The 22208-nt window shown below is 66.1% G+C and carries 16 protein-coding genes; 5 read left to right on the top strand and 11 right to left on the bottom strand.

The window, feature by feature from the left end; genetic code table 11:
• Positions 1-4: 4 nt before the first annotated feature.
• From JIM95_RS09570 to JIM95_RS09550, 5 genes are all read right to left on the bottom strand, one after another.
• Positions 5-817 (bottom strand): TrmH family RNA methyltransferase, encoded by an 813-nt coding sequence (locus JIM95_RS09570; protein WP_200259369.1) that lies wholly within the window; start codon positions 815-817, stop codon positions 5-7.
• A 148-nt stretch (positions 818-965) separates the two neighbouring features.
• On the bottom strand, positions 966-1349 hold the full coding sequence (rplT, locus tag JIM95_RS09565; protein ID WP_198737254.1) for a 50S ribosomal protein L20: 384 nt from the start codon (positions 1347-1349) through the stop codon (positions 966-968).
• Between the two features lie 77 nt (positions 1350-1426).
• Positions 1427-1621, bottom strand: a complete 195-nt coding sequence (rpmI, locus tag JIM95_RS09560; protein ID WP_200259366.1) for a 50S ribosomal protein L35 — start codon at positions 1619-1621, stop codon at positions 1427-1429.
• A gap of 28 nt (positions 1622-1649) precedes the next feature.
• Complete coding sequence (gene infC, locus JIM95_RS09555) at positions 1650-2213, bottom strand: translation initiation factor IF-3 (protein ID WP_200259364.1); 564 nt, start codon at positions 2211-2213, stop codon at positions 1650-1652.
• Positions 2214-2670: 457 nt separating this feature from the next.
• Positions 2671-3507, bottom strand: a complete 837-nt coding sequence (locus tag JIM95_RS09550; RefSeq protein WP_200259361.1) for a hypothetical protein — start codon at positions 3505-3507, stop codon at positions 2671-2673.
• Positions 3508-3814: 307 nt separating this feature from the next.
• On the opposite strand from JIM95_RS09550, the gene JIM95_RS09545 reads away from it, so the two are divergent.
• Positions 3815-5833, top strand: a complete 2019-nt coding sequence (locus tag JIM95_RS09545) for a DUF2339 domain-containing protein (protein ID WP_200259358.1) — start codon at positions 3815-3817, stop codon at positions 5831-5833.
• Between the two features lie 19 nt (positions 5834-5852).
• Here JIM95_RS09545 and uvrA read toward each other — a convergent pair whose 3' ends face one another.
• Positions 5853-8714, bottom strand: coding sequence for an excinuclease ABC subunit UvrA (gene uvrA / locus JIM95_RS09540; RefSeq protein WP_200259355.1), 2862 nt, complete (start codon positions 8712-8714; stop codon positions 5853-5855).
• 86 nt (positions 8715-8800) lie between these two features.
• Between uvrA and JIM95_RS09535 the strand changes: the two genes are divergently transcribed.
• From JIM95_RS09535 to JIM95_RS09525, 3 genes are all read left to right on the top strand, one after another.
• On the top strand, positions 8801-9403 hold the full coding sequence (locus JIM95_RS09535) for an MBL fold metallo-hydrolase (RefSeq protein WP_200259353.1): 603 nt from the start codon (positions 8801-8803) through the stop codon (positions 9401-9403).
• A gap of 154 nt (positions 9404-9557) precedes the next feature.
• Positions 9558-10376, top strand: a complete 819-nt coding sequence (locus JIM95_RS09530; protein ID WP_200259350.1) for a DoxX family protein — start codon at positions 9558-9560, stop codon at positions 10374-10376.
• Between the two features lie 281 nt (positions 10377-10657).
• A complete protein-coding gene (locus JIM95_RS09525; protein ID WP_200259457.1) occupies positions 10658-12868 on the top strand; it encodes a HelD family protein in 2211 nt (736 codons plus the stop codon).
• A 36-nt stretch (positions 12869-12904) separates the two neighbouring features.
• On the opposite strand, the gene JIM95_RS09520 is transcribed toward JIM95_RS09525, so the two are convergent.
• Together JIM95_RS09520 and uvrB are read right to left on the bottom strand one after the other, a co-directional pair.
• Positions 12905-13345 (bottom strand): universal stress protein, encoded by a 441-nt coding sequence (locus JIM95_RS09520; RefSeq protein ID WP_200259348.1) that lies wholly within the window; start codon positions 13343-13345, stop codon positions 12905-12907.
• A 156-nt stretch (positions 13346-13501) separates the two neighbouring features.
• Positions 13502-15607, bottom strand: coding sequence for an excinuclease ABC subunit UvrB (gene uvrB / locus JIM95_RS09515; RefSeq protein ID WP_200259347.1), 2106 nt, complete (start codon positions 15605-15607; stop codon positions 13502-13504).
• A gap of 106 nt (positions 15608-15713) precedes the next feature.
• On the opposite strand from uvrB, the gene JIM95_RS09510 reads away from it, so the two are divergent.
• Entirely contained in the window at positions 15714-17195 is a 1482-nt protein-coding gene (locus JIM95_RS09510) for a DUF4185 domain-containing protein (RefSeq protein ID WP_234034649.1), read from the top strand.
• Here the strand turns inward: JIM95_RS09510 and coaE are convergent.
• The 3 genes from coaE to rpsA all read right to left on the bottom strand — a co-directional run bounded on the left by coaE (position 17189) and on the right by rpsA (position 22178).
• Positions 17189-17809, bottom strand: a complete 621-nt coding sequence (gene coaE, locus JIM95_RS09505) for a dephospho-CoA kinase (protein ID WP_200259343.1) — start codon at positions 17807-17809, stop codon at positions 17189-17191. The genes JIM95_RS09510 and coaE overlap by 7 nt on opposite strands.
• A gap of 162 nt (positions 17810-17971) precedes the next feature.
• The gene (locus JIM95_RS09500; RefSeq protein ID WP_200259341.1) at positions 17972-20020 is read right to left on the bottom strand and encodes a glucose PTS transporter subunit IIA; all 2049 of its coding nucleotides are present in this window, start codon (positions 20018-20020) and stop codon (positions 17972-17974) included.
• A gap of 694 nt (positions 20021-20714) precedes the next feature.
• Positions 20715-22178: a 30S ribosomal protein S1 gene (rpsA, locus tag JIM95_RS09495; protein WP_200259339.1), complete on the bottom strand. Its 1464-nt coding sequence runs from the start codon at positions 22176-22178 to the stop codon at positions 20715-20717.
• Positions 22179-22208: the final 30 nt, after the last annotated feature.

Below are 22208 nucleotides of genomic sequence, written 5' to 3'. Positions count from 1 at the left end.
GTTCTCAGGAGCGGTGTTGCGCCCGGGCGGAGGCGTAGAGGCAGATCGCCGCGGCCGTGGCCAGGTTCAGGGACTCCGCACGTCCCCGAATCGGGATGTGGACCCGGTGGTCAGCGGCCGCGAGCAGATCCTCGGGTAGACCGTGCGCCTCGTTGCCGAAGAGCCACGCGGTCGGCCCGCCGAGGACCCGGTCCGCTTCATCGAGGCTGAGTTCGCCGTCCGCCGCAGTGGCGATGATCGTCAGCCCCCGCTCCCGGAGCTTGCCGATGACGTCGGTGTGCGCGTGGTGCCGTGCGACGGCGAGGTGGAACAGGGATCCGGCCGAGGCACGGGCGGACTTTCCGTTCTGCGGATCGACCGTGTCCCCGGTGAAGATCACGGAGTCGGCACCGACGGCGTCGGCGACGCGGACGACAGTTCCGGCATTTCCGGGCTCCGATGTCTCCACCGGAACCGCGACGAGGCGAGGGTCCGCGGCGAGCGCCTCGTCCAGACCTGTGAGCACCGGTCTGCACACAGCGACCAGGCCGGTCGGGGTCACGGTGTCCGACAACTGCCGACCGGCTCTGTCGGTGACCGGGTGGAGGTACACCCCGGCTGACGCGGCCGTGTTCAGCAGACCCGCGAACCGACCGGCGGCGGATTCGGTGGCGAAGATGTCCGTGGCAACTCCCCGCTCGACGGCCGCCTCGACGCAGTTGACCCCCTCGACGAGGAACAGACCGGCCTTGCGCCGTCCGGCGCTGCGGTGGAGTTTGACGGCGGACACCACACGGGGGGTCCGCTCTGTCGCTGGTTCGGAGAAATCGAGGTGCATGCGATCCAACCTAGCAGCGGCGGTGGGGTGCTCCGTCGTACGGTGGACGCCGGGTGTCCGGGCCGCGGACGCGAAAACCGCCCCGGCTCCCGGTACGGGAGGGGCGGTTTCGGGGATCACCCGGTGGGGTGGTTCCGGATCCGGGGACCTAGGCGGCCTTCGGTGCGTTGACGTCCTCGGGGAGGGCGGCCTTCGCGGCCTCGCAGATCGCGGAGAAGGCGCCGAAGTCGTTGACTGCGAGCTCGGCGAGGATCTTGCGGTCGACCTCGATCTCGGCGAGCCGCAGGCCCTGGATGAGGCGGTTGTAGGTGATGCCGTTCATCCGGGCGGCCGCGTTGATGCGCTGGATCCACAGGCGGCGGAACTGGCCCTTGCGTGCGCGACGATCGCGGTACGCGTAGGTCATCGAGTGGAGCATCTGCTCCTTGGCCTTGCGGTACAGGCGCGAGCGCTGTCCACGGTAGCCCTTGGCGGAATTGAGGATGACGCGACGCTTCTTCTTGGCGTTCACTGACCGCTTGACACGTGCCACGGTAAAACTTCCTTACGAATCTTGGGGGTTAGTTATTTTGGAGGGGGACGCTGACCGCCGGTACCGGCGGCCCGGCGTCACGCCCGGCCGAGGAGACGCTTGACGCGCTTGGAGTCGGCCTTCGAGACGTCCGTGGTGCCCTTCAGGCGACGGGTCCGGGTGGAGGGCTTTCCCTCGAGGAGGTGGCGACGGTTGGCCTTCTCGCGGCGCAGCTTGCCGGAGCCGGAGACCTTGATTCGCTTTGCGGTGCCCTTGTGGGTCTTCTGCTTCATGAGTGATGTCCTTAAAAAGCTAGTTTGTTTACTTCTTGCCCTTGCGGAGCGGCCCGATGACCATCGTCATGTTGCGGCCGTCCTGCTTCGGCTTGGTCTCGACGACACCGTACTCGGCGACGTCCTGTGCCAGTCGATCCAGCAGCCGGTAACCGAGCTCCGGCCGGGACTGCTCGCGGCCACGGAACATGATGGTCACCTTGACCTTGGAACCCTTTTCAAGGAACCGGACCACATTACCCTTCTTCGTCTCGTAATCGTGGTCGTCGATCTTGGGACGAAGCTTCTGCTCCTTGACAACAGTCTGCTGCTGGTTCTTCCGGGACTCGCGCGCCTTCTGCGCGGCCTCGTACTTGAACTTGCCGTAGTCCATGATCTTGCAGACCGGGGGCTTTGCGGTGGGCGCGACCTCGACCAGATCCAGGTCCGCGTCATACGCGAGCTTCCGGGCGTCGTCGATACGGACGATGCCGACCTGCTCGCCACCGGGTCCGACAAGCCGGACCTCAGGGACTCGAATTCGCTCATTGATGCGAGCTTCAGCGCTGATGTGTACTCCTAGGGTTGCAGTGAATAATGCGTGATACCGCACCGCAACCTGAATGCCCCCCGTTGACCACGGCGAACCCGGAGAAACGAAAACCCGCTGTTGTCACGTTCGGTGACGGCAGCGGGAGATCCGGACACGCGTTCAACCAATCACGGAAACAATCGGACCAGCGGACGATGGAGTCTGAACTCCACGGCGCGGGTCCACCGAAAGGATCCGTATGATCGAAACTACGCGGCAACCAATGTCCAACCCGACGATGACGTCAGGCAGCGTATGGTGGGAGGGACCTCCACTTTGCGGCCCTGTGCACTTCCCTGCGCGTCCATAACCCCGACCGTCGGACGGGGTTATGACGGAACACGCTGGAAAAGCCCACACCGGGCGGTAGTGAAATGCACTGTAGCACGGATCTCTGATCCACCTCAAATCACGCTGATCGGAACCCGCTGTGTCCGCCGGTACCGCTGTATTCCGGGGATCTCAGCGGGACGTCGGGTCACCGGGCACGCGGAGCGACGTAGACGACAGCGTTGTCGCCTCCCCGGCAGACCCAGGCTCCCGCACCCTTCGGGGTGCACTTCATCCGGTAACTTCTGCCGGTGACGGGCGACACCGCCGAGATGTCCCGGGGGGAGTTTCCGCCCTGACCGGCTATCTGACCCCCGACGGCCATGGCGAAACCACAGCTGGTGACATCGGTACCGGAGTAGACGTCGAAGCCGCCGGAGTCCCCGCACCCGGTCGACCCTTCGGGCACGGTGAATTTCGGCTTCGCTTCGGTCGTCTTCGTCGATGTCGTGGTCCCGGTGGTCGTCGTCGATGTCGTGGCCCGGGTCGTCGACGAGGTCGATGTCGGCGTGGACGTCGTAGCGGACGAGTCCGGTTCCGTCGTCAGGGTGACGACGGTGGTCTCGACCACGACGGGGTCCCCACCGGACGACGTCGGCCCGCTTTCTCCCGAGCTCCCCCACCCGAGAACGGTGAAACCGAGGGCGATCACGGAAAGCGCGGCGATGATGACCACGATGAGGAATCCGATCACGACCCCGGTCAATTTCCGGCGTCCGCCGTTTCCCCCGTTCACCGGTCCCTGCGTCGCGGTGATCTGCTGCGGGGCACGCGCGGCGGCCGCCGACGTGCCCACCGGCGGCATCTGCTGGGTCGGCGTCGGATCTGAACTCCCGTTCCCCCACCCGGCTCCCGCGGTCGCCCCATGTGCGAACACGTCACTCTCCGGGGGAACATCACCCCACGGGTCCCGTCCCCCACCGGTGCCGCCCGGAATCTGATCTCCCCGACCGTTGGAACCGTCGCGTCCGTTCGTGTCAGTCACGGGTACACCTCACAACTCGTCGTCTCTGTGCCATTCATGCCGTTCATCGTCCCCGGGGGGTGCACACAGCTCACGTTCACTGTGTGCACGTACCGGGGTGGTCGGGGCCGGTTCAGGGCCGCACCCACGAGGATAGTGCGCGCGGTCCGGTTCACACACTGCCGGCGACCACCGGTGACCCTCCGCGGCACACTTAACCGGGCATGTTCCGGACACACCACCACGGATGGTACCGGTTACGCTACCCGGAGCCGGGGTTGTCTCCGGGGCTGACGGTCTTCCGCGACGCGACCTAGACTCTGGAGACATGCCGACCAACGACAGCAAACGGGAGGCTCTGGCGGAAGCGCTCCGGAGTCTCGATGCCGCCGAACGGGCACTCACGGAAGCCCGCCACCGGGTGCTCTGGGCGCTTGACGGGGAAGCGCGGCCGAACCACCCTCTCCCGACGGAACACGGACGGGCGGTCCCACCGGAACCGCCCCGTCACCCCTCACTCGACGGGGTACCGACTCCCGCGGAAGGACCGAGGAGGGAAGAAAAGACCGTGCCCGTCGGGGACGCGGGAACACACGCCGCGCCAGCCGGTCCACGGCGAGCCGGGGCGGCGACCCCCGCCCCACGTGAGCCGTGGTGGCACTCGGAGAACGTCGTCATCAGGCTCCTCGCTGTCGGCGGCGCGCTGATCACTCTCGGTGGTGTCGCGCTGCTCGTGGTTCTCGCTGCGCAGAGCGGGCTGCTCGGCCCCGTCGGCCGGGTGATCCTCGCCTATCTCCTGGCCGCCGTGCTCGGCGCCGGGGCGGTGGTGGTGCGCCACCGGTTCAGTGAACGGGCCTCGAATACTCCGACGATCATCACCTCTTTGCTGTTCACGGCGCTGCTCACCGGTCTGACGACGACCTGGTTCGTGGTTTTCGACTACAGGTGGTTGCCGGTGTGGGTGGGGTCGACCCTCAGTCTGGTCCTGTTCGGCCTGTGCCTCTCCCGTGTGCGCAGGTGGAGGATGGAGCTTCCGGGGCTGGTGCTCACCATCGGTGTGACCCTGTTCATGATCGTGTGGAACTGGTCTCCCGTCGGGAACGACGTCACCGCGATCGACCGGGCGTGGCCCGCAGGTGTCCCGGGGCTGCTCCTCCTCGTCACGACCGCAGGTCTCGGTTGGCGGCGATCGAGGATCGTCGCCGCCGGATCGGCACTCGGCGCCACTGCACTCGCCTCGTGGACCCTCATATTGAGCCCGGACAGCGCCTGGCCGGAATTCGCGGGGGCCGTCATCGTCGCGGTGATGTTCACCACGGTGGTCGTCAGGGACCCGGTGCCGACATCGGCCGGGGCCGAGAAGCTGGCTGCGGCGTGGGCTCCGGCTCTGACCGTGCTCGTCATATTCATGAACCCGGTCGAGCACATGCCGCAGGTGGTGTACACGCTCCCTCTGCTCCTGTCGGTCGCGATGATCGTCGTCGGACACACACTCCGCTCGACCGGGGACAGCGGCGGACGCCCGTCCCCGGCCCGTTTCGTCGCACCGACGTTGATCTCGGTCGGCGCAGCCGCCGCTCCCTTGTCGTTCTTCATCATGACGGACACGCTGCGGATCTCGTCGACGGCAACGTACATCCTCCCGTTCCTCCCGGCGTTCTTCCTGGCCGCCACCGTCCTCGCCGTCACCGTTCTACCCCGGGTTCTCCCCACCCCCTGGCCGTGGATCACCTGGACGTTGGCGGTGCTGCTCTACACCCTGAACGTCTCGTTCATGGTGTGGTACCGGGACATCGGGGGACTGCGGGAGAATCCACCGTCCGTCATGGGGTTGCTCATCATCGTCCTGATCGCCACGGTGCTGCTCACCCGGTCCCGTTTCACCGGGATACCGGTTCCGGGGAAGATCGTGCTCGCGGTGGTGGCTCTGCACCTGTCGGCCACCGCGGTGGTCGCCGTGTTCACCCGTGCCGGTGCCCTCACCGGCTCCGCCGAGCTCGGGTTCTTCCTCGGCCACGCCACGGTGTCGGTGCTCTGGATCGCTCTCGCCGCCTACGTGCTCCTCTGGGCGCGTGATCTCAGTGCTCAGGCGTCCCTGGGGGCGGGGGTCCTCCTGGCCGCCGCAGGTACGGCGAAACTGATCCTCGTCGACCTGGGGACCATCAGCGGGATACCCCGGGTTCTCGCTTTCCTCGTATCCGGTGTGGCCCTGCTCAGCATCGCGACACTCCGCGCCCGTCGTGACCGGACGGACCCGGTCGGTGACACCACGATGCGGACCGAGCCACCGCTGCCGTCGTCCCGACCGGAGACGACCCGCGGTGACGGGTCCGCCACGGACCGGTGACCCGGTCGGCGGTCCCCTGTCACCCGGAGGTGGTGAGCAGCGGGCGGAGGAACTGTCCGGTGTAGGACCCCTCCACCCCGGCGACATCCTCCGGGGTTCCCTCTGCGACCACCCGTCCGCCGCCGGCACCACCCTCGGGACCCATGTCGACGATCCAGTCCGCAGCCTTGATCACGTCCAGATTGTGCTCGATGATGAGCACGCTGTTGCCCTTGTCCACGAGCCCCTGGATCACCAGCATCAGTTTACGTATGTCCTCGAAGTGCAGGCCGGTGGTCGGTTCGTCGAGGATGTAGATCGTCCTGCCGTTGGACCGCTTCTGCAGTTCACTCGCGAGCTTGACCCGCTGCGCCTCCCCACCGGACAGGGTCGTCGCGGACTGTCCGAGACGCACGTATCCGAGGCCGACATCAACCAGCGTGTTCAGGTACCGGTGGATGGAGGTGATCGGCCGGAAGAACTCCGCGGCCTCACTGATGGGCATGTCGAGCACCTCGGCGATCGACTTTCCCTTGTACCTGACCTCGAGGGTCTCACGGTTGTACCGGGCGCCCTCGCACACCTCGCACGGCACGTACACGTCCGGGAGGAAGTTCATCTCGATCTTCAGGGTCCCGTCACCACGACAGGCCTCACAACGTCCCCCCTTGACGTTGAAGGAGAAACGTCCGGGTTTGTATCCGCGGACCTTCGCCTCATTGGTTTCGGCGAACAGGGTGCGGATCTTGTCGAACACCCCGGTGTAGGTAGCGGGATTCGAACGCGGGGTACGCCCGATCGGTGACTGATCGACCTGCACGAGTTTGTCCAGGTGCTCGATCCCGTCCACCCGCCTGGCCTTACCGGGAACCTGGCGGGCCTTGTTCAACCGGTTCGCCAGGACCCTGGCGAGAATCTGGTTGATCAGGGTGGATTTGCCGGAACCCGATACGCCGGTGATGCAGCACAGGACACCGAGCGGGAGATTCACGTCGACGTTGTCGAGGTTGTTCTCCCGCGCGCCGACGACGGTGAGCATACGGTCGCGGTCTATCGGTCGGCGTTCGTCCGGAACCCCGAGGACCCGTTCGCCGGAGAGGTACTGTCCGGTGAGAGAGTCGGGACAGTTGCGGATGCCGTCGGGTTCACCCTGGTAGACGATTTCGCCGCCGTACTCCCCCGCACGGGGACCGATGTCGACCAGCCAGTCCGCCGCATTGATCGTGTCCTCGTCGTGTTCGACGACGATGAGGGTGTTGCCGATGTCCCGGAGGTGTTCGAGCGTCGTGATCAACCGTTGGTTGTCCCGTTGATGGAGGCCGATCGACGGTTCATCGAGGACGTAGAGGACGCCCGCAAGACCGGAGCCGATCTGGGTGGCCAACCGGATCCGCTGCGCCTCACCGCCGGAAAGTGTACCGGCCGCGCGGTTGAGCGACAGATAGTTCAGACCCACGTCCAGCAGGAACTTCAGGCGCGCCTGGATCTCCCTCAGCACGGCCCCGGCGATCATCTGCTCGCGCTTTCCTAGGGTGAGTGTGTCGAGGAACCCGGCTGCGTCGGCGACCGACAGCTGGGTGAGTCCCGCGATGGACTGTTCGCCGTGGCTCTCCGACGCCAACCTGACCGCCAGGATCTCGGGCTTGAGGCGGGTCCCGGAGCACGTCGGGCACGGGACCTCGCGCATGTAGGAGAGGATTCGGTCCTTCTGGCTGTCGGAATCCGTCTGGTCCAGCTTGCGCTGGAGGTACGGGAGCACGCCCTCGAAGGGGGCGGTGAAGTTGCGGATCCGGCCGTAGCGGTTCTTGTAGCGGACGCTCACCTGGTGTTTGCTGCCGTGCAGGACGGCCCTGCGCTGTGCCGCCGTCAGTTCATTGAACGGCGTGTTCTCGCTGAAGTCCATCGCCTGGGCGAGTCCGGTGAGGAGTTTTCCGAAGTACTTGGTGTTGAAGCCCGTGCTCCACGGCTGGATCGCCTCGATCAGGGGGGCGTCCCCGTCGGGTATGACGAGATCGATGTCGACCTCGAGCTTCGTGCCCAGTCCGTCACAGGCGGGGCAGGCACCGTACGGGGAGTTGAAGGAGAAACTGCGGGGTTCGAGTTCATCGACGCCGAGCGGATGTCCGTTGGGGCAGGCCATCTTTTCGGAGAATCGACGGGTCCGGTTCTCGTCCTCGTCGTCCAGTCCGACGAAGTCGAGGATGACGACCCCGTCGGCGAGGCCGAGGGCCGTCTCCACGGAGTCGGTGAGGCGCTGTTTCTGGCTCGACTTGACCTGCAGGCGGTCGACGACGACCTCGATATCGTGTTTGACCTGTTTCTCCAGCTTCGGAGGATCAGAGAGCTGGTGCACCTCACCGTCGACGCGGACCCGCGAATACCCCTGTGCCGCGAGGTCCGCGAACAGGTCGACGAACTCGCCTTTCCTGGTCCGGACGACCGGCGCGAGGACCTGGAACTTCAGGCCCTGCTCCATGTCGAGAACCTGATCGACGATCTGTTGCGGCGTCTGCCGCTCGATCACCGCGTCGCATTCGGGACAGTGGGCGGTTCCGGCGCGGGCGTAGAGCAGACGGAGGTAGTCGTAGACCTCGGTGATCGTGCCGACGGTGGAGCGCGGGTTCCGGTTCGTCGACTTCTGATCGATGGACACGGCCGGGGAGAGCCCCTCGATGAAATCCACATCGGGTTTGTCCATCTGCCCGAGGAACTGCCGGGCGTAACTGGACAGTGACTCCACGTAGCGCCGCTGGCCCTCGGCGAAGATGGTGTCGAAGGCCAGGGAGGATTTCCCGGAGCCCGACAGACCGGTGAACACGACCATGGTGTCCCGGGGAAGGTCGATGTCGACCCCTTTGAGATTGTGCTCGCGCGCTCCGCGCACGATGAGCCGATCAGCCACTGGCTTCGGTACCTTCCGTTGGACATGTTGCGGGCAAACAGTATCGAACATATCAACGACTGCATGGTTTAGCTACTCTGGTCAGCATGTCCCACGAAGTCACCTTGCGCTCCCTTTCCGTGTCCGAGATGGACAACAACTGCTACTTCCTCATCGCGGGCGACCGCGCCCTGCTCATCGACGCGGCGGATGACGCCGACCGGTTGATCGGGTTCGCCGCCGAACACGGCGCGAAGATCACCGGAGTCGTGACCACCCACCGCCACTGGGACCATGTCCGGGCGCTACCCGACGTCATCGGGAAGACTGGTGCCACGCACTACTCGTCGTCACTCGATGCCCCGGCCCTTCCCGCCGATGTCGACGTCGAGCTCGAGCACGGAGGGACGCTCGAGTGGGAGGGCATGGAATTCCCGGTCGTTGTGCTCCGGGGCCACACCCCGGGCGGTCTCTGTGTGGAGGCGACCATCGACGGCACGACGCACCTGTTCGTCGGCGACAGTCTCTTCCCCGGTGGCGTCGGAAAAACGAACGGCGACGGCGACTTCCGCAGGCTCCTCTGCGACGTCTCCACCCGTGTCTTCGACGTGTACCCGGACGAGACCGTCATTCACCCGGGACACGGTGCGGGCACGACCGTCGGAGCCGAACGCCCGAAACTGCGGGAATGGAGCGAACGCGGCTGGTGACGGCGAGTCTTCCCGGGGTCCGCTGGTGTGCACGACTCCGGTGGAAACCGGTAGGATTGTCAGTCAGTCGTACGTCGTACCCGCCTTCCGAGTTTTCTCGGTCCCGGGGCACGACGTACCGGACCCGGTACTCAACCAAGGAGCCCAGTAACCCATGATCCGCAAGCTCGCCCGACCGATGCTCGCTTCCGTGTACATCGCGGACGGCGTCGACACCCTCGCCAACACCGAGGCACACGTGGAAGGCACCGAGTCGGTCATCGACCGACTGCGTACCGTTCTGCCGCGGCAGTACGCCGCGTTCGTGCCCACCGACCCGGAGCTCGTCGCCCGGGGCCTCGGGGCCACCAAGGTCGGCGCAGGCAGCATGCTGGCGCTCGGCAAGTTCCCGCGCCTGTCCGCCCTGACCCTCGCGATCGCCTCCATCCCGACCATCCTCGCCCGGCACGCCTTCTGGGAAGCGGAAGACAGCCAGGAGAAGAGCGCCCGTCGTTCCGGTTTCCTCACCTCGATCGCCCTCCTCGGTGGGCTGTTCATCACCACCGCCGACACCCAGGGCAAGCCCGGTATCGCCTGGCGGACCAAGCACGCCGCGAAGGTGACCAACAAGAAGGTCCAGAAGGCGCTGCCGACGAAGTCCGAGACCGAGAAGTTCGCCGAGAGCGCCTCCGAGCAGGCAGCCGCCCTCGCCGAGTCGACCCGTGGATTCTTCGGCGAAGCCAGCGAGAAGGCCTCCGAGTACATCGAGGCCGCACAGGATTACTTCGAGGACAACAAGGACGACTGGCTGAAGGCCGCGGAGTCCAACGCCGAGACCGCCAAGAAGCGGGCCGTCAAGCTCGCCGGCCAGGCACAGGAGCGAGCGGATGAGGCCCGGAAGAACGCCTCCAAGAATGCCGCGAAGTACCAGAAGCAGGCTGACAAGGCAGCCAAGAAGGCCAAGAAGAAGTGGGGCAAGAAACTGGACATCTGATCCGGTTCCGAACCCGACGCCCCGCCCACCGGTACTCCGGTCGGCGGGGCGTCGCATGTCCGCCGACCGGGAACGGAGATGGACCCTCGGGTCCCGCGTCACTAGAGTTGTCCCCTACCGTTCCTTGACCGGTTTGTTTTCATCCAGCGCCCCGAGCGGAGCCCCGCGACGGGACATCGAGAGCCTCCCCAGGAGTGTCAGTCGTGCAGAACCGCCCCCTCCCCCCGTACCAGGAAGAGCACGGGGACCCGGAGATCGCAGCCGAGCAGGAGTACACGGACATGCTCTTCGCCCGGCTCGACACGGAGGTCGCACAGTCCAACGAGCGGCTGCGGGAGGTCATGAAACGCGTCGACGCGGCGAATCCCGACGCCGAAGCCCTCGTTCAACGCGAGACCGAGTACCACGCCCTCAACGCCCGGTTGGACCGGCTGAATCTCGCTCAGCTCGGGCTCGTCTTCGGCCGGATCGACGTGGCTGATCCGGAGGCGGAGAATCCGGTCCCCGGCAGACCCGGTATGGACCGCCGCTACATCGGCCGGATGGGGCTCGATGCCCGGGAAGAGGGTTACCGCACCCTGCTGCTCGACTGGCGGGCCCCCATGGCCCGCCCGTTCTATCTGGCCACCACCGCACAACCCGAGGGGGTGACGGTCCGGCGTCACATCCGTACCAGTGGCAGGACCGTGACCGGCGTGGACGATGAACGGCTCTCGGTCTCACCCACGGACGGGCCCGCTTCCGGCACACGGAGCGGGGTCGGTAGCGAGTCCGCCCTCCTGTCCGTGCTGACCGCACCCCGTACGGGCCACATGGCCGACATCGTCGAGACCATTCAGCGGGAACAGGACGAGATCATCAGGGACCGTACCCGCGGTGTGATGGTCGTGGAGGGCGGTCCCGGGACCGGAAAGACGGCCGTGGCCCTCCACAGGGTTGCGTGGCTGCTCTACACCTGGAGGGAACAGTTGGCGGCCACCGGTGTCCTCATCATCGGCCCGAACCGGACCTTCCTGGACTACATCTCCCGCGTGCTCCCCGAGCTGGGCGAGACCGGGGTCGTGCTCTCCACCATCGGTGAGCTGTACCCGGGGGTGACCCCGACGGCCACGGATTCGCTGCTCACCCGGGAGATCAAGGGTTCTGAGGAGATGGTGCCCATCCTCGCCGAGGCGGTCAAGGCACACCAGACACTCCCCGATGCACCCGTGGTACTGAAGGTGGAGGGAATCGAACTCACACTCACTCCGGCGATGGTGAAGAAGGCCAGGACCAGGGCCCGACGGTCCCGCCGTCCGCACAATCTCGCGCAACCGGTGTTCCGGGATCATCTCCTCGCACAGTTGGCGGAACAGCTCGCGGAGAGGATCGGTTCCGACCCCCTCGGCGGGCGTAACCTCCTGGGCGGAGGTGACATCGCCCAGCTGCATGAGGACCTCGAGGAGGAGCGGGCGGTGGTCGACGTCGTGGACGCCTACTGGCCGCTCCTCGACCCCGAATCCGTGCTGGACGGTCTGCTCACGGACGAGTCCGCGATCGCGGTCGCCGCCGCCGACTACGACGACGAAACCCGCCGGGCGCTGTTCCGGGAGGCCGGTTCGCCGTGGACGACGTCGGACGCGGCACTTCTCGACGAACTCGCGGAACGGCTCGGTATGCCCGACCCGGAGTCCGCGCGTGAGGCCGCCGAACGGAAGTGGCGGGAACAGGTCGAGGACGCACAGGATGCACTGGACATCCTCAGTTCCTCGCCGTCCTCGGATCTGGACGACGGGTTCGAGGCGGAGATCCTCTCCGCCCATGACGTCATCGACGCGGAGACCCTCGCCGAGAGACAGCGGATCCGGGACACACGGACGACGGCGGAGCGCGCCCGGATGGATCACACCTGGGCCTACGGTCACGTCATCGTCGACGAGGCACAGGAACTGTCGCCGATGGAGTGGCGGATGGTGATGCGCCGGTGCCCGTCCCGGTGGATGACCCTCGTCGGTGACACCGCCCAGACCGGGTCTCCCGCCGGAGTCGACTCCTGGACCGAGTCCCTCGCTCCGTACGTGCACAGCCGGTTCCACCGGCACGAGCTGACGGTGAACTACCGGACGCCCCGGGACATCGCCGATGTGGCGGACGCGCTGCTGCCGATCATCGCTCCCGGTCACACGCCGGCGACCGCGATCCGGGACACCGGCCAGGGGGTCAGATTCCTGGCGGCCGGGACCGATCTGGCGACGGTGGCCGGTGAGCTGGCGGAGCGGGACCCCGAAAGGACCTCAGTCATCATCGCCCCCGATGACGGGCAGGTGCCGGGGAGCACCACGGTGGCGGGTGTCAAGGGTCTCGAGTTCGACCACGTCATCATCCTGGACCCCGCGGGCATAGTGGAACAGTCGCCCCAGGGTTGGCAGGACCTCTACGTCGCGTACACCCGTGCCACCCAGTCACTGACGGTCATCGGGCGGCCACCCCACGGAAACAGCATCGTGGGGTGACCGCCCGGGCGGAGCCGGAGTCCCGGTGGAGTCGCGTCAGTTGACGGTGTGCACTATCATGACGTCGCACTGCGACTGGCGGGCGACATCGGCGGGGACGGAACCCAGCAGGCGACCCGTGAGCGAGTTGATCCCGCGGTTTCCGACGACGAGCAGGTCGGCGTCGTGTTCATTGACGATGGCCATGAGGGCCTCCACCGGGGTGCCGGGCTTGATGGCGGTCTCCACGTTCGTGCAGCCGATCTTCCGGGCCACCTCAGCGGCGGCATCGAGATTCCGCTGTGCGGGATCGTCGCCGAGGACGGTGACGGAATCCTTGCGCAGCGTCTTCGACGCCTGCTCCTCGGACTCGTAGTACGCGCAACCGACGATCAGAGTGGCGTCGAAGGCCGCGGCGATCGCCGCGGCCCGCTCGACCGCCAGCATCGACGACTTCGAGCCGTCCGTTCCGACGACGATCTTGGTGTAGTCACTCATGGTGAACCTTCCGATGGGGTATCAGGGGGTGATGCTCTGGTCGGCCGGTTCCACGTCAGTCCGCGGGCCGACCGAAACCGAGGTCTTTCTTCCCGTCCATTGTAGGCAAAAGAGCGCGGGCCCCGTGAAAAGCACCACCGTCGGCGGGCCGGGACATCAGATTCCGGCCTCCTTCATGCCGCGCAGCTCCTTCTTCAGGTCCGCGATCTCGTCCCGGAGGCGTCCGGCGAGCTCGAACTTCAGCTCGCGGGCGGCGGCCGACATCTGCGCGGTCAGATCGTCGATGAGGGTCTGCACCTCCCGCCGGGGCATGGAGGAGATGTCGGGCCTGTCGACGAGCGCGGCGTCCCCCGTCGCAGATGCCCGCTGATCGACGTCGTCACCGGCATTCTCGTACACCTGGTCCAGGATGTCGGCGATCTTCTTGCGCAGCGGCTGCGGATCGACGCCGTGAGCCTCGTTGTACGCGATCTGCTTCTCCCGGCGGCGCTCCGTCTCATCGATGGCGCGCTGCATGGATTCGGTGATGCTGTCGGCGTACATGTGGACCTCACCGGCGACGTTGCGGGCGGCGCGGCCGATGGTCTGGATCAGCGATGTCGTCGAGCGCAGGAAACCCTGCTTGTCGGCGTCGAGGATGGCGACGAGCGACACCTCGGGCAGGTCGAGGCCCTCGCGCAGGAGGTTGATGCCGACGAGTACGTCGTACTCCCCCAGCCGCAGCTGGCGCAGCAGCTCGACGCGCTGCAGGGTGTCGATGTCGCTGTGCAGGTAGCGGACCCGGATGCCGTGCTCCAGGAGGTAGTCGGTGAGGTCCTCCGCCATTCGTTTGGTCAGGGTGGTCACGAGCACCCGTTCCTGCTTCGCGGTGCGCTGGTTGACCTCGTCGATGAGGTCGTCGATCTGTCCCTTCGTCGGTTTGACGACGATCTTCGGGTCCACCAGGCCGGTCGGCCGGATCACCTGCTCGACGAACTCGCCGCCGGAGGCGGTCAGCTCGTAGGCGCCCGGGGTGGCGGACATGTAGACGCACTGACCCTTCCGGGCGTCGAACTCCTCCCAGGTCAGCGGCCGGTTGTCCAATGCGCTGGGGAGCCGGAACCCGAAGTCGACGAGATTGCGCTTCCGGGACATGTCGCCCTCGAACATCCCGCCGATCTGCGGGACCGTGACGTGGGACTCGTCGATGATGGTGAGGAAGTCCTCCGGAAAGTAGTCGATCAGGGTGGCCGGTGCGGATCCCGCCGCGCGGCCGTCGATGTGCCTCGAGTAGTTCTCGATGCCGGAGCAGAAGCCGACCTGCTCGATCATCTCCAGATCGTATTCGGTGCGCATCCGCAGCCGCTGCGCCTCCAGCAGCTTGCCGCGGTTCTCCAGATCGGCGAGCCGGTCGGCCAGCTCCGCCTTGATCGCGGCCACCGCCTTCTCCATGCGCTCGGGGCCCGCCACGTAGTGCGTCGCCGGGAAGATCCGCAGCTCCTCCACGTTCCGGACCACATCGCCGGTCAACGGGTGGATGTAGTACAGGGCGTCGATCTCGTCGCCGAAGAACTCGACCCGCACGGCGAGCTCCTCGTAGGCGGGGATGATGTCGACGGTGTCCCCCTTAGCCCGGAAGGTTCCCCGGGTGAACGCGACGTCGTTGCGCGCGTACTGGATGTCGACCAGCAGCCGCAGGAACCGGTCACGGTCGATCTCATCCCCCACCTTCAGGACCACGGACCGGTCCAGGTAGCTCTGCGGTGTACCCAGGCCGTAGATGCACGACACCGAACTCACCACGACGACGTCACGGCGGGACAGCAGCGCCGACGTCGCGGAGTGCCGGAGGCGCTCGACGTCCTCGTTGATCGAGGAGTCCTTCTCGATGTAGGTGTCCGTCTGCGCGATGTACGCCTCGGGCTGGTAGTAGTCGTAGTAGCTGACGAAGTACTCCACGGCGTTGTTGGGCAGCAGCTGCCGCAGCTCATTGGCCAGCTGAGCCGCCAGTGTCTTGTTCGGCGCCATCACCAGCGTCGGGCGCTGCACCTGCTCGATCAACCAGGCCGCGGTCGCTGATTTACCCGTGCCCGTGGCACCCAGGAGCACGACGTCCCGTTCCCCCCTCTCCAACCGGTCCCGCAGGGCGGCGATCGCGGCGGGCTGGTCGCCCGCGGGTTCGTAGTCGGAGATCACCTCGAAGGTGGCGGCGGTACGCTCGACCTCACCGACGGGCCGGTGCTCGGAATGGGAGAGGACGGGTTGTTCAGCAGCGAAAGCCATGGCCACGAGTCTACCCACCGGTACCGGACTCCCGTCCCGCGCGGTACCGCGCGGATCACACCGGGTGACTGGCGGGGCGGCTCAGGCACCGGCTAGCGTGAGACCCATGAGCGGAACACACGACGGTCGACGATTCGGGGGGAGACTCGCTCCACTGGCCGTCATCGCGGTGACGGGGCCGTTCCTCGCCGTCGCCGCTCCCGCAGCGGGGGCTGTCGGTGGCCCGTGCGTGCACGACCACCGGCCGCAACCACTGGCCGGGAAACCCGTCGGCCCGGCGGAATCCCGCAGCTCCGGCGGTAACCGGGAATCGCCGGGCCCGGGGCCCGGCGGCCCCTGGGCCCCAGGCACCGACGGTGGTCCACCGTGGCTGAAGGGCCGCCCGGGGCAGCTGCCGATCATCCGGGGACACACCGAGGCACTGCAGCTCATCACCGGCCCCGGGTCCCCCGGCAGGACCGACCACGCATTCGGCGTGGCGGGGACGGATCTCGGTGTCGCCCTGTCGGACACCGAGGGCAGGCTGATGCTGGTGTTCGGCGACACGGTGGCCTGCGACGGCTCCACCGCGGACTGGCGCAGCAACACGATCGTGCGGACCGGGGATCCCGAATACGGTGACGGGTTGGACATCGATGAGGCCCTGACGGAGGACGGATGGTCGGAACGGGGCCGCGCCGTGGAGTTCATCGACACACCGAGGGGCCCGGGTCGCGAACGGACGGTCGTCCCCACCGGTGCGATCACCGTGCGAGGGATCCACTACGTGGATTACGTGTCGGTCCGTGACTGGGGTGACCCCGGTGAATGGACGACGAACTACGCGGGCACGGTCCGCTCGGACGACGGTGTCGACTGGACCCTGGTCGAGGAGTCCCTCCGCACCGGTGATCGGCCCTCCGCGCAGACCCGGGTGGCCGGACTCCCGCGCTTCCGGGACGGCGACGAGAAGCTCCAGATGTCCGCGTTCATCGAACATGACGGATACGTGTACCGCTTCAGTACCCCGTCGGGACGCGACGGTTCCGCGATCCTCGGTCGGGCTCCGGTGGACGACTTCCCCGACGAGAGCGCCTTCACCTACTTCGACGGTGAGAACTGGTTCTCCCCCGGTGACCGGAATCCGGACACCGGCGTCGAGCTCGGCCTTGACGCCGCCGCCACGGTCATCGAGAACCCGGTTTCGGGGCTCTCCGTGACCTGGAACGAGCATCTCGGCAGGTTTATCGCGCTCCATCAGACGGGTGAGGGCCTCGTACTCCGGACCGCGGAGGCACTGACGGGGCCGTGGAGCGCGGAACGCATGGTGCTCGATACCGGGACCGTCCGTGATCTCCACGGTGGTTTCATCCTCCCGGGGGACTCCGGTCGTGACCTGTACTTCGTCGCGACGACATGGAGCAACTACAACGTCCTGCTGATGCGCACCGATCTCGATGAGCTTCTCGGGCCGGATTCGGCGGAGCGTCCGGACAGCAGGGGGCGGATCTCCCGCACCGGTCCGAGACCGGCCGCCGGCCGGGACTACGATCCGTCCCGTGATGACGGTCTCGAGGCCGTCGGGGTGGTCGACTACCGCGATCAGTGAGCCGGGCGTCGTCGTTCCGCGTCGATGATCGGTGCGACGATGCTCTTCACCTGGGGTTCGAGCGCACTCAGCGGCCCGTTGTTGTCGATGATGATGTCAGCCCCGTTCCGCCGTTCCACATCACCGATCTGTGCCGCCATCCGACGCCTGGCGTCCGCTGCGTCTATGCCACGGTGTTCAGTGAGCCGCCGGACCCTCTCCTCGCTGTCGACGTCGACGACGATGACGGTGTCGAACTTGTCCGCCTGCCCGGTCTCGAAAAGCAACGGCATGTCGTAGACGCCGGCGACTGCGCCGTCCCGCTCCGCGGAGTCCAGACGCCGGCCCGCTTCACTGATGATCCTGGGGTGCATGATCGCGTTGAGCCGTTGCGTGGCGGCACCGTCGCTGAAAGCGCGCTCCGCCAGGAGGCCGCGGTCGAGGCTGCCGTCGGCCAGGAGGATGTCGGATCCGAACTCCCGTGCCAGCTCCTCGAGAGCGGGTTGGCCGGGTTCGACGATGTGGCGGGCGATCTCGTCGGCATCGATGACGGTCACCCCGTCAAGCTCCGCCAGCGCGGCGGCGACCGTCGATTTACCGCTGCCGATTCCCCCGGTTAATCCGATTCTCAACATGTTCCCAAGTCTATCGGTGCCGTGCCACCGGACCGCAGCCGGGCCGCACAGACCGCCCGGCTGAACCGCCCTCTGACAGCCGAGAGCCCCCTCGCGCCCTGGAAGGGTGCGAGGGGGCTCTGCGTGGTGCGGGTCCGACCGGTTGGTCCGGTCGGGGTGCCGCTACTTGGCGGTCACGGTGATGATCGTCGTGGTCGCATCGGCGGAGTCCGCGATGTGGCCCTCCACGGAAGCGAACTTCCGGTGGTTCTGGACGACGACCGGGGTGATGATCGGCTTGCCCGCCGCAGCGATGACCTCGGGATCGAAGGTGATCAGCGGGTCACCGGCGCGAACGCGCTGCTTCTTCTCGACGTGGGAGGTGAAGCCCTTGCCCTCGAGCTCGACGGTGTCGAGGCCGATGTGGACGAGCAGTTCGATGCCGTTGTCGAGGCGGATGCCGACAGCGTGCGGGAACAGGGCCAGGATCTGCCCGTCACCCGGGGCTGTCACGGTGGTCGAGCTCGGCATGACGGCGACGCCCTTACCGACGTTCCCGCCGGAGAACATCGGGTCCGGAACCTCGCTCAGGGGGACGACACGGCCGGCCAGCGGAGCGGTGATGGTGGTCACCGCGCCGGGGCGCAGAGCGGTCTTCTCGGTGGTGGCCGGTGCCGGAGCTTCGGCGACCGCGACGGAGCCCGCAGCACCCGAAGTGGCGGCGGTACCCGTGGTGGCTGAGGTGGCAGCGGCATCCTCGATGTCGGCCTCCGCAGCGAGATTGCGCTCGTACTCCGCGGACGCCTCGCGGGCGCTGATCTTCTCCTCCTCGGAGCGGTAGTCGAAGAGCACCACCAGGAAGAAGGAGGTGAAGAAGGCGACGGCGATGCCGGCCACGTAGAGGCCGACGGAGTTGAAGGCCGGGATGGTCAGCAGCGAGGTGAACACGAAGGCGTTCGCGGTGACGGGGTCGACCGCGGGGATGATCATGGGCACGAGCCCCATGACGAGGCCACCGGCGAAACAGCCCGGCAGCAGTCTCAGGTAGGACTTCTTGAACCGGAGCATAACACCGTAGAGCGAGGGCTCGGAGATACCACCGAGCAGACCCGCCATCATGCCACCCAGGGAGACCTGGCGCATCTGGCGGTCACGCTCCCTCATGGCGACGAACATGACACCGGTGACGGTGCCGAAGCAGGCGAAGTTCCAGGCACCCATGGGACCCTGGATGATGTCGTAGCCCAGGGTCGCGATGTTCTGGATCATGATGGCGTTCAGCGGCCAGTGCAGACCCAGCGGCACGAGGAAGGGGTACAGCATCGGGATGATGATGGCGAGGATCAGGGGCGAGAACTCATTGACGGAGTTCAGCAGGTTCGAGATGCCGTTGCCGATACCGATGCCGAAGGGACCGAAGACGAAGGCCGTGGCCGGGATCATGATGAGCAGAGAGAAGAACGGCACGAAGACCATGTGCACGGCGGAGGGGATGATCTTCTTCAGACCCTTCTCCACCCAGAACAGGCCGATCGCCGCGATCAACGGGGGGAACACCTGACCGGAGTAGCCGTTGAGAACCATCGGCAGGCCGAACACGGTGACCGTGTCCCCGGCCTCACCCAACCCGATGAAGGACGGGGTGAGGAGTGCGCAGGGAATGGCCGCGCCCACCCACTCGTTGGCACCGAGCTTCCGGGCCGCACACGCACCGACCATGACCGGCAGGAAGTAGAACACCGACTGCCACATCGCGTGCATGAAGATGAAGGTTGAGTCCGTGGGCTCACGGAAGTCCTGGATATCGAACGTGTCGAAGAGCACCAGGAGGGTGATGATCAGCGACGCACCGAGCAGGGCCCAGAGGACCGGCCGGAACGTGTCGGAGAGGAACTCGAAGCAGTAGTCGACCCACGAGTACTTGCCGCGGACCCCGTCGTACTGCTTCTTACCGTCGGCGGGCTTGCCGCCCTCCCCCATTCCCGGCTGGGTTATGAGCTCCTGGTAGTAGTCCGCGACGCCACCGCCCATGACGACCTGCAGGCCGGTCGTACCCTGCGGCACGACTCCGAGAACGTCGGGATTGGAATCCAGCGCCATCTGATCAGCCTTGGACTGATCGTGGAGCTGGAAACGCAGCCGGGTTGCGCAGTGGGTGAGGTTGGCGACGTTTTCCGCGCCACCCACCTTCTCCAGGATGAACTGTGATGTCGTCATCGTTTTAGACGCCATGTACGAACCTTTCTTACATCACCTCCGCACGGTGCACGGGGTGAAACCTCATCCGGTTCAGGCTTGTTCCTGACCGGCTCAACCGCGGCCATGTAACCGGTGGACCCGGTAGAGCAACATCTTCCGACGATTATTTCTACCTGTGATCAACCTGGGAGACGGTGATATGTTTTCACAGTTTAAACTGTGTGATGCAACAGTGATCGAGGTCATACATGCCCGAGTTTGCGGCGAGTTGCCACAATCATATGTTCATTGCCGTGGTTGCTCCAACTTCCAAATGTCCGAACCTGGCGGAAAAACGCCCGTTTGTCACCTGTATAAGCGCCATTTCGCCCGCTACCGAGAGAAAAACCGGCAATGGACCATTCATTTGTAAGCTAAATCACAGTATAGCGGACAGGGACCCCGGAACGCCAATGGCTCATGAAAATGTGTGAAACTCTCAGCAATCCGGCGATGGACGACGCCGTATATCCCGACCTCGAGGGGACATCGACCCCTCGCGCCCCTCGACTCCCGCGACCCCACGAATCACCCGTCAACGCCAGCTCGACAGACAACGTTCCCGGACCACACGACCGCTGAGCACAGAGAAGGGCCCCGCACCACTCATGGTGCGGGGCCCTTCGGTCCGACTCTGCTCCGGGCACCTCAGGAAGAGACCGCCCGGGGCAGCTGCGGAAGATGGAGCCTAGTTGCCGGCCAGCTTCTCGCGCAGAGCGGCGAGCTGCTCGTCGGAGGCGAGGGAGCCACCGGTGGCCTCCGATTCGCCGGCGGCGGCGGCCGGTGCGGCGTCAGAGGACTCGGAGGAGTAGTTGGTCGCGCCGGCGACCGCGGCCTCCTCGGCGGCGGCACGGTGACGCTCGATCTGAGCGGTGTGCAGCTGGAAGCGACGCTCGGACTCGGCGTAGCGGGCCTCCCAGGCCTGACGCTGCTCGTCGAAGCCCTCGAGCCACTCGTTCGTCTCCGGGTCGAAGCCCTCGGGGAAGATGTAGTTGCCCTGCTCGTCGTAGGAGTCGGCCATCCCGTACTTCGACGGATCGAACTCCTCGGTGTAGTCCTCGTCGGCCTGCTTCAGGGACAGGGAGATACGACGACGCTCGAGGTCGATGTCGATGACCTTGACCATCGCCTCTTCACCGACGGTGACGACCTGGTCCGGGACCTCGACGTGGCGCTCAGCCAGCTCGGAGATGTGGACGAGACCCTCGATGCCCTCTTCGACGCGGACGAACGCACCGAAGGGAACCAGCTTGGTGACCTTGCCCGGCACGATCTGACCGACCGCGTGGGTGCGGGCGAAGACGCGCCACGGATCCTCCATGGTGGCCTTCAGCGACAGGGAGACACGCTCGCGGTCCAGGTCGACGTCGAGAACCTCGACGGTGACCTCGTCACCGACGGTGACGACCTCGGACGGGTGATCGATGTGCTTCCAGGAGAGCTCGGAGACGTGGACGAGTCCGTCGACACCGCCGAGATCGACGAAGGCGCCGAAGTTGACGATCGAGGAAACGACGCCCTTGCGGACCTGGCCCTTCTGCAGCTGGTGCAGGAACTCGGAGCGGACCTCGGACTGGGTCTGCTCGAGCCATGCGCGGCGGGACAGCACGACGTTGTTGCGGTGCTTGTCCAGCTCGATGATCTTGGCCTCGATCTCCTGGCCGATGTACGGGTCCAGGTCACGGACGCGACGCATCTCGACGAGGGAGGCGGGCAGGAAGCCACGCAGGCCGATGTCCAGGATGAGACCACCCTTGACGACCTCGATGACGGTACCGGTGACGGGCTCGTCCTTCTCCTTGAGGGCCTCGATGGCGCCCCACGCACGCTCGTACTGCGCGCGCTTCTTGGAGAGGATCAGGCGGCCTTCCTTGTCCTCCTTGGTGAGGACGAGTGCGTCGATCTCGTCGCCGACGGCGACGACCTCGCCCGGGTCGACATCGTGCTTGATGGACAGCTCACGGGAGGGAATGACGCCTTCCGTCTTGTAACCGATGTCGAGCAGAACCTCGTCGCGATCGACCTTGACGACGGTACCTTCGACGATGTCACCGTCGTTGAAGTACTTGATGGTTGCGTCGACTGCAGCGAGGAAGTCCTCAGCGGAGCCGATGTCGTTGACGGCAACCTGAGGGGCGTTGTTGGTGGGCATATGTTTGAGTGCTCCGAAATGGATAGGAAT

It is taken from the genome of Corynebacterium antarcticum, from assembly GCF_016595285.2.
Lineage (GTDB): Bacteria > Actinomycetota > Actinomycetes > Mycobacteriales > Mycobacteriaceae > Corynebacterium > Corynebacterium antarcticum.
Note: the sequence above shows the minus strand (reverse complement) of the source record. Positions and strands in the feature narration are given on the sequence as shown.

Excerpts from the sequence above, each read along its gene's own strand:
- JIM95_RS09570 (WP_200259369.1), bottom strand. The coding sequence starts at position 817 with ATGCACCTCGATTTCTCCGAACCAGCGACAGAGCGGACCCCCCGTGTG.
- rpmI (WP_200259366.1), bottom strand. The coding sequence starts at position 1,621 with ATGAAGCAGAAGACCCACAAGGGCACCGCAAAGCGAATCAAGGTCTCC.
- JIM95_RS09545 (WP_200259358.1), top strand. The coding sequence starts at position 3,815 with ATGCCGACCAACGACAGCAAACGGGAGGCTCTGGCGGAAGCGCTCCGG.
- JIM95_RS09535 (WP_200259353.1), top strand. The coding sequence starts at position 8,801 with ATGTCCCACGAAGTCACCTTGCGCTCCCTTTCCGTGTCCGAGATGGAC.
- JIM95_RS09530 (WP_200259350.1), top strand. The coding sequence starts at position 9,558 with ATGATCCGCAAGCTCGCCCGACCGATGCTCGCTTCCGTGTACATCGCG.
- JIM95_RS09525 (WP_200259457.1), top strand. The coding sequence starts at position 10,658 with ATGCTCTTCGCCCGGCTCGACACGGAGGTCGCACAGTCCAACGAGCGG.
- JIM95_RS09520 (WP_200259348.1), bottom strand. The coding sequence starts at position 13,345 with ATGAGTGACTACACCAAGATCGTCGTCGGAACGGACGGCTCGAAGTCG.
- uvrB (WP_200259347.1), bottom strand. The coding sequence starts at position 15,607 with ATGGCTTTCGCTGCTGAACAACCCGTCCTCTCCCATTCCGAGCACCGG.
- JIM95_RS09510 (WP_234034649.1), top strand. The coding sequence starts at position 15,714 with ATGAGCGGAACACACGACGGTCGACGATTCGGGGGGAGACTCGCTCCA.
- coaE (WP_200259343.1), bottom strand. The coding sequence starts at position 17,809 with ATGTTGAGAATCGGATTAACCGGGGGAATCGGCAGCGGTAAATCGACG.
- JIM95_RS09500 (WP_200259341.1), bottom strand. The coding sequence starts at position 20,020 with ATGGCGTCTAAAACGATGACGACATCACAGTTCATCCTGGAGAAGGTG.
- rpsA (WP_200259339.1), bottom strand. The coding sequence starts at position 22,178 with ATGCCCACCAACAACGCCCCTCAGGTTGCCGTCAACGACATCGGCTCC.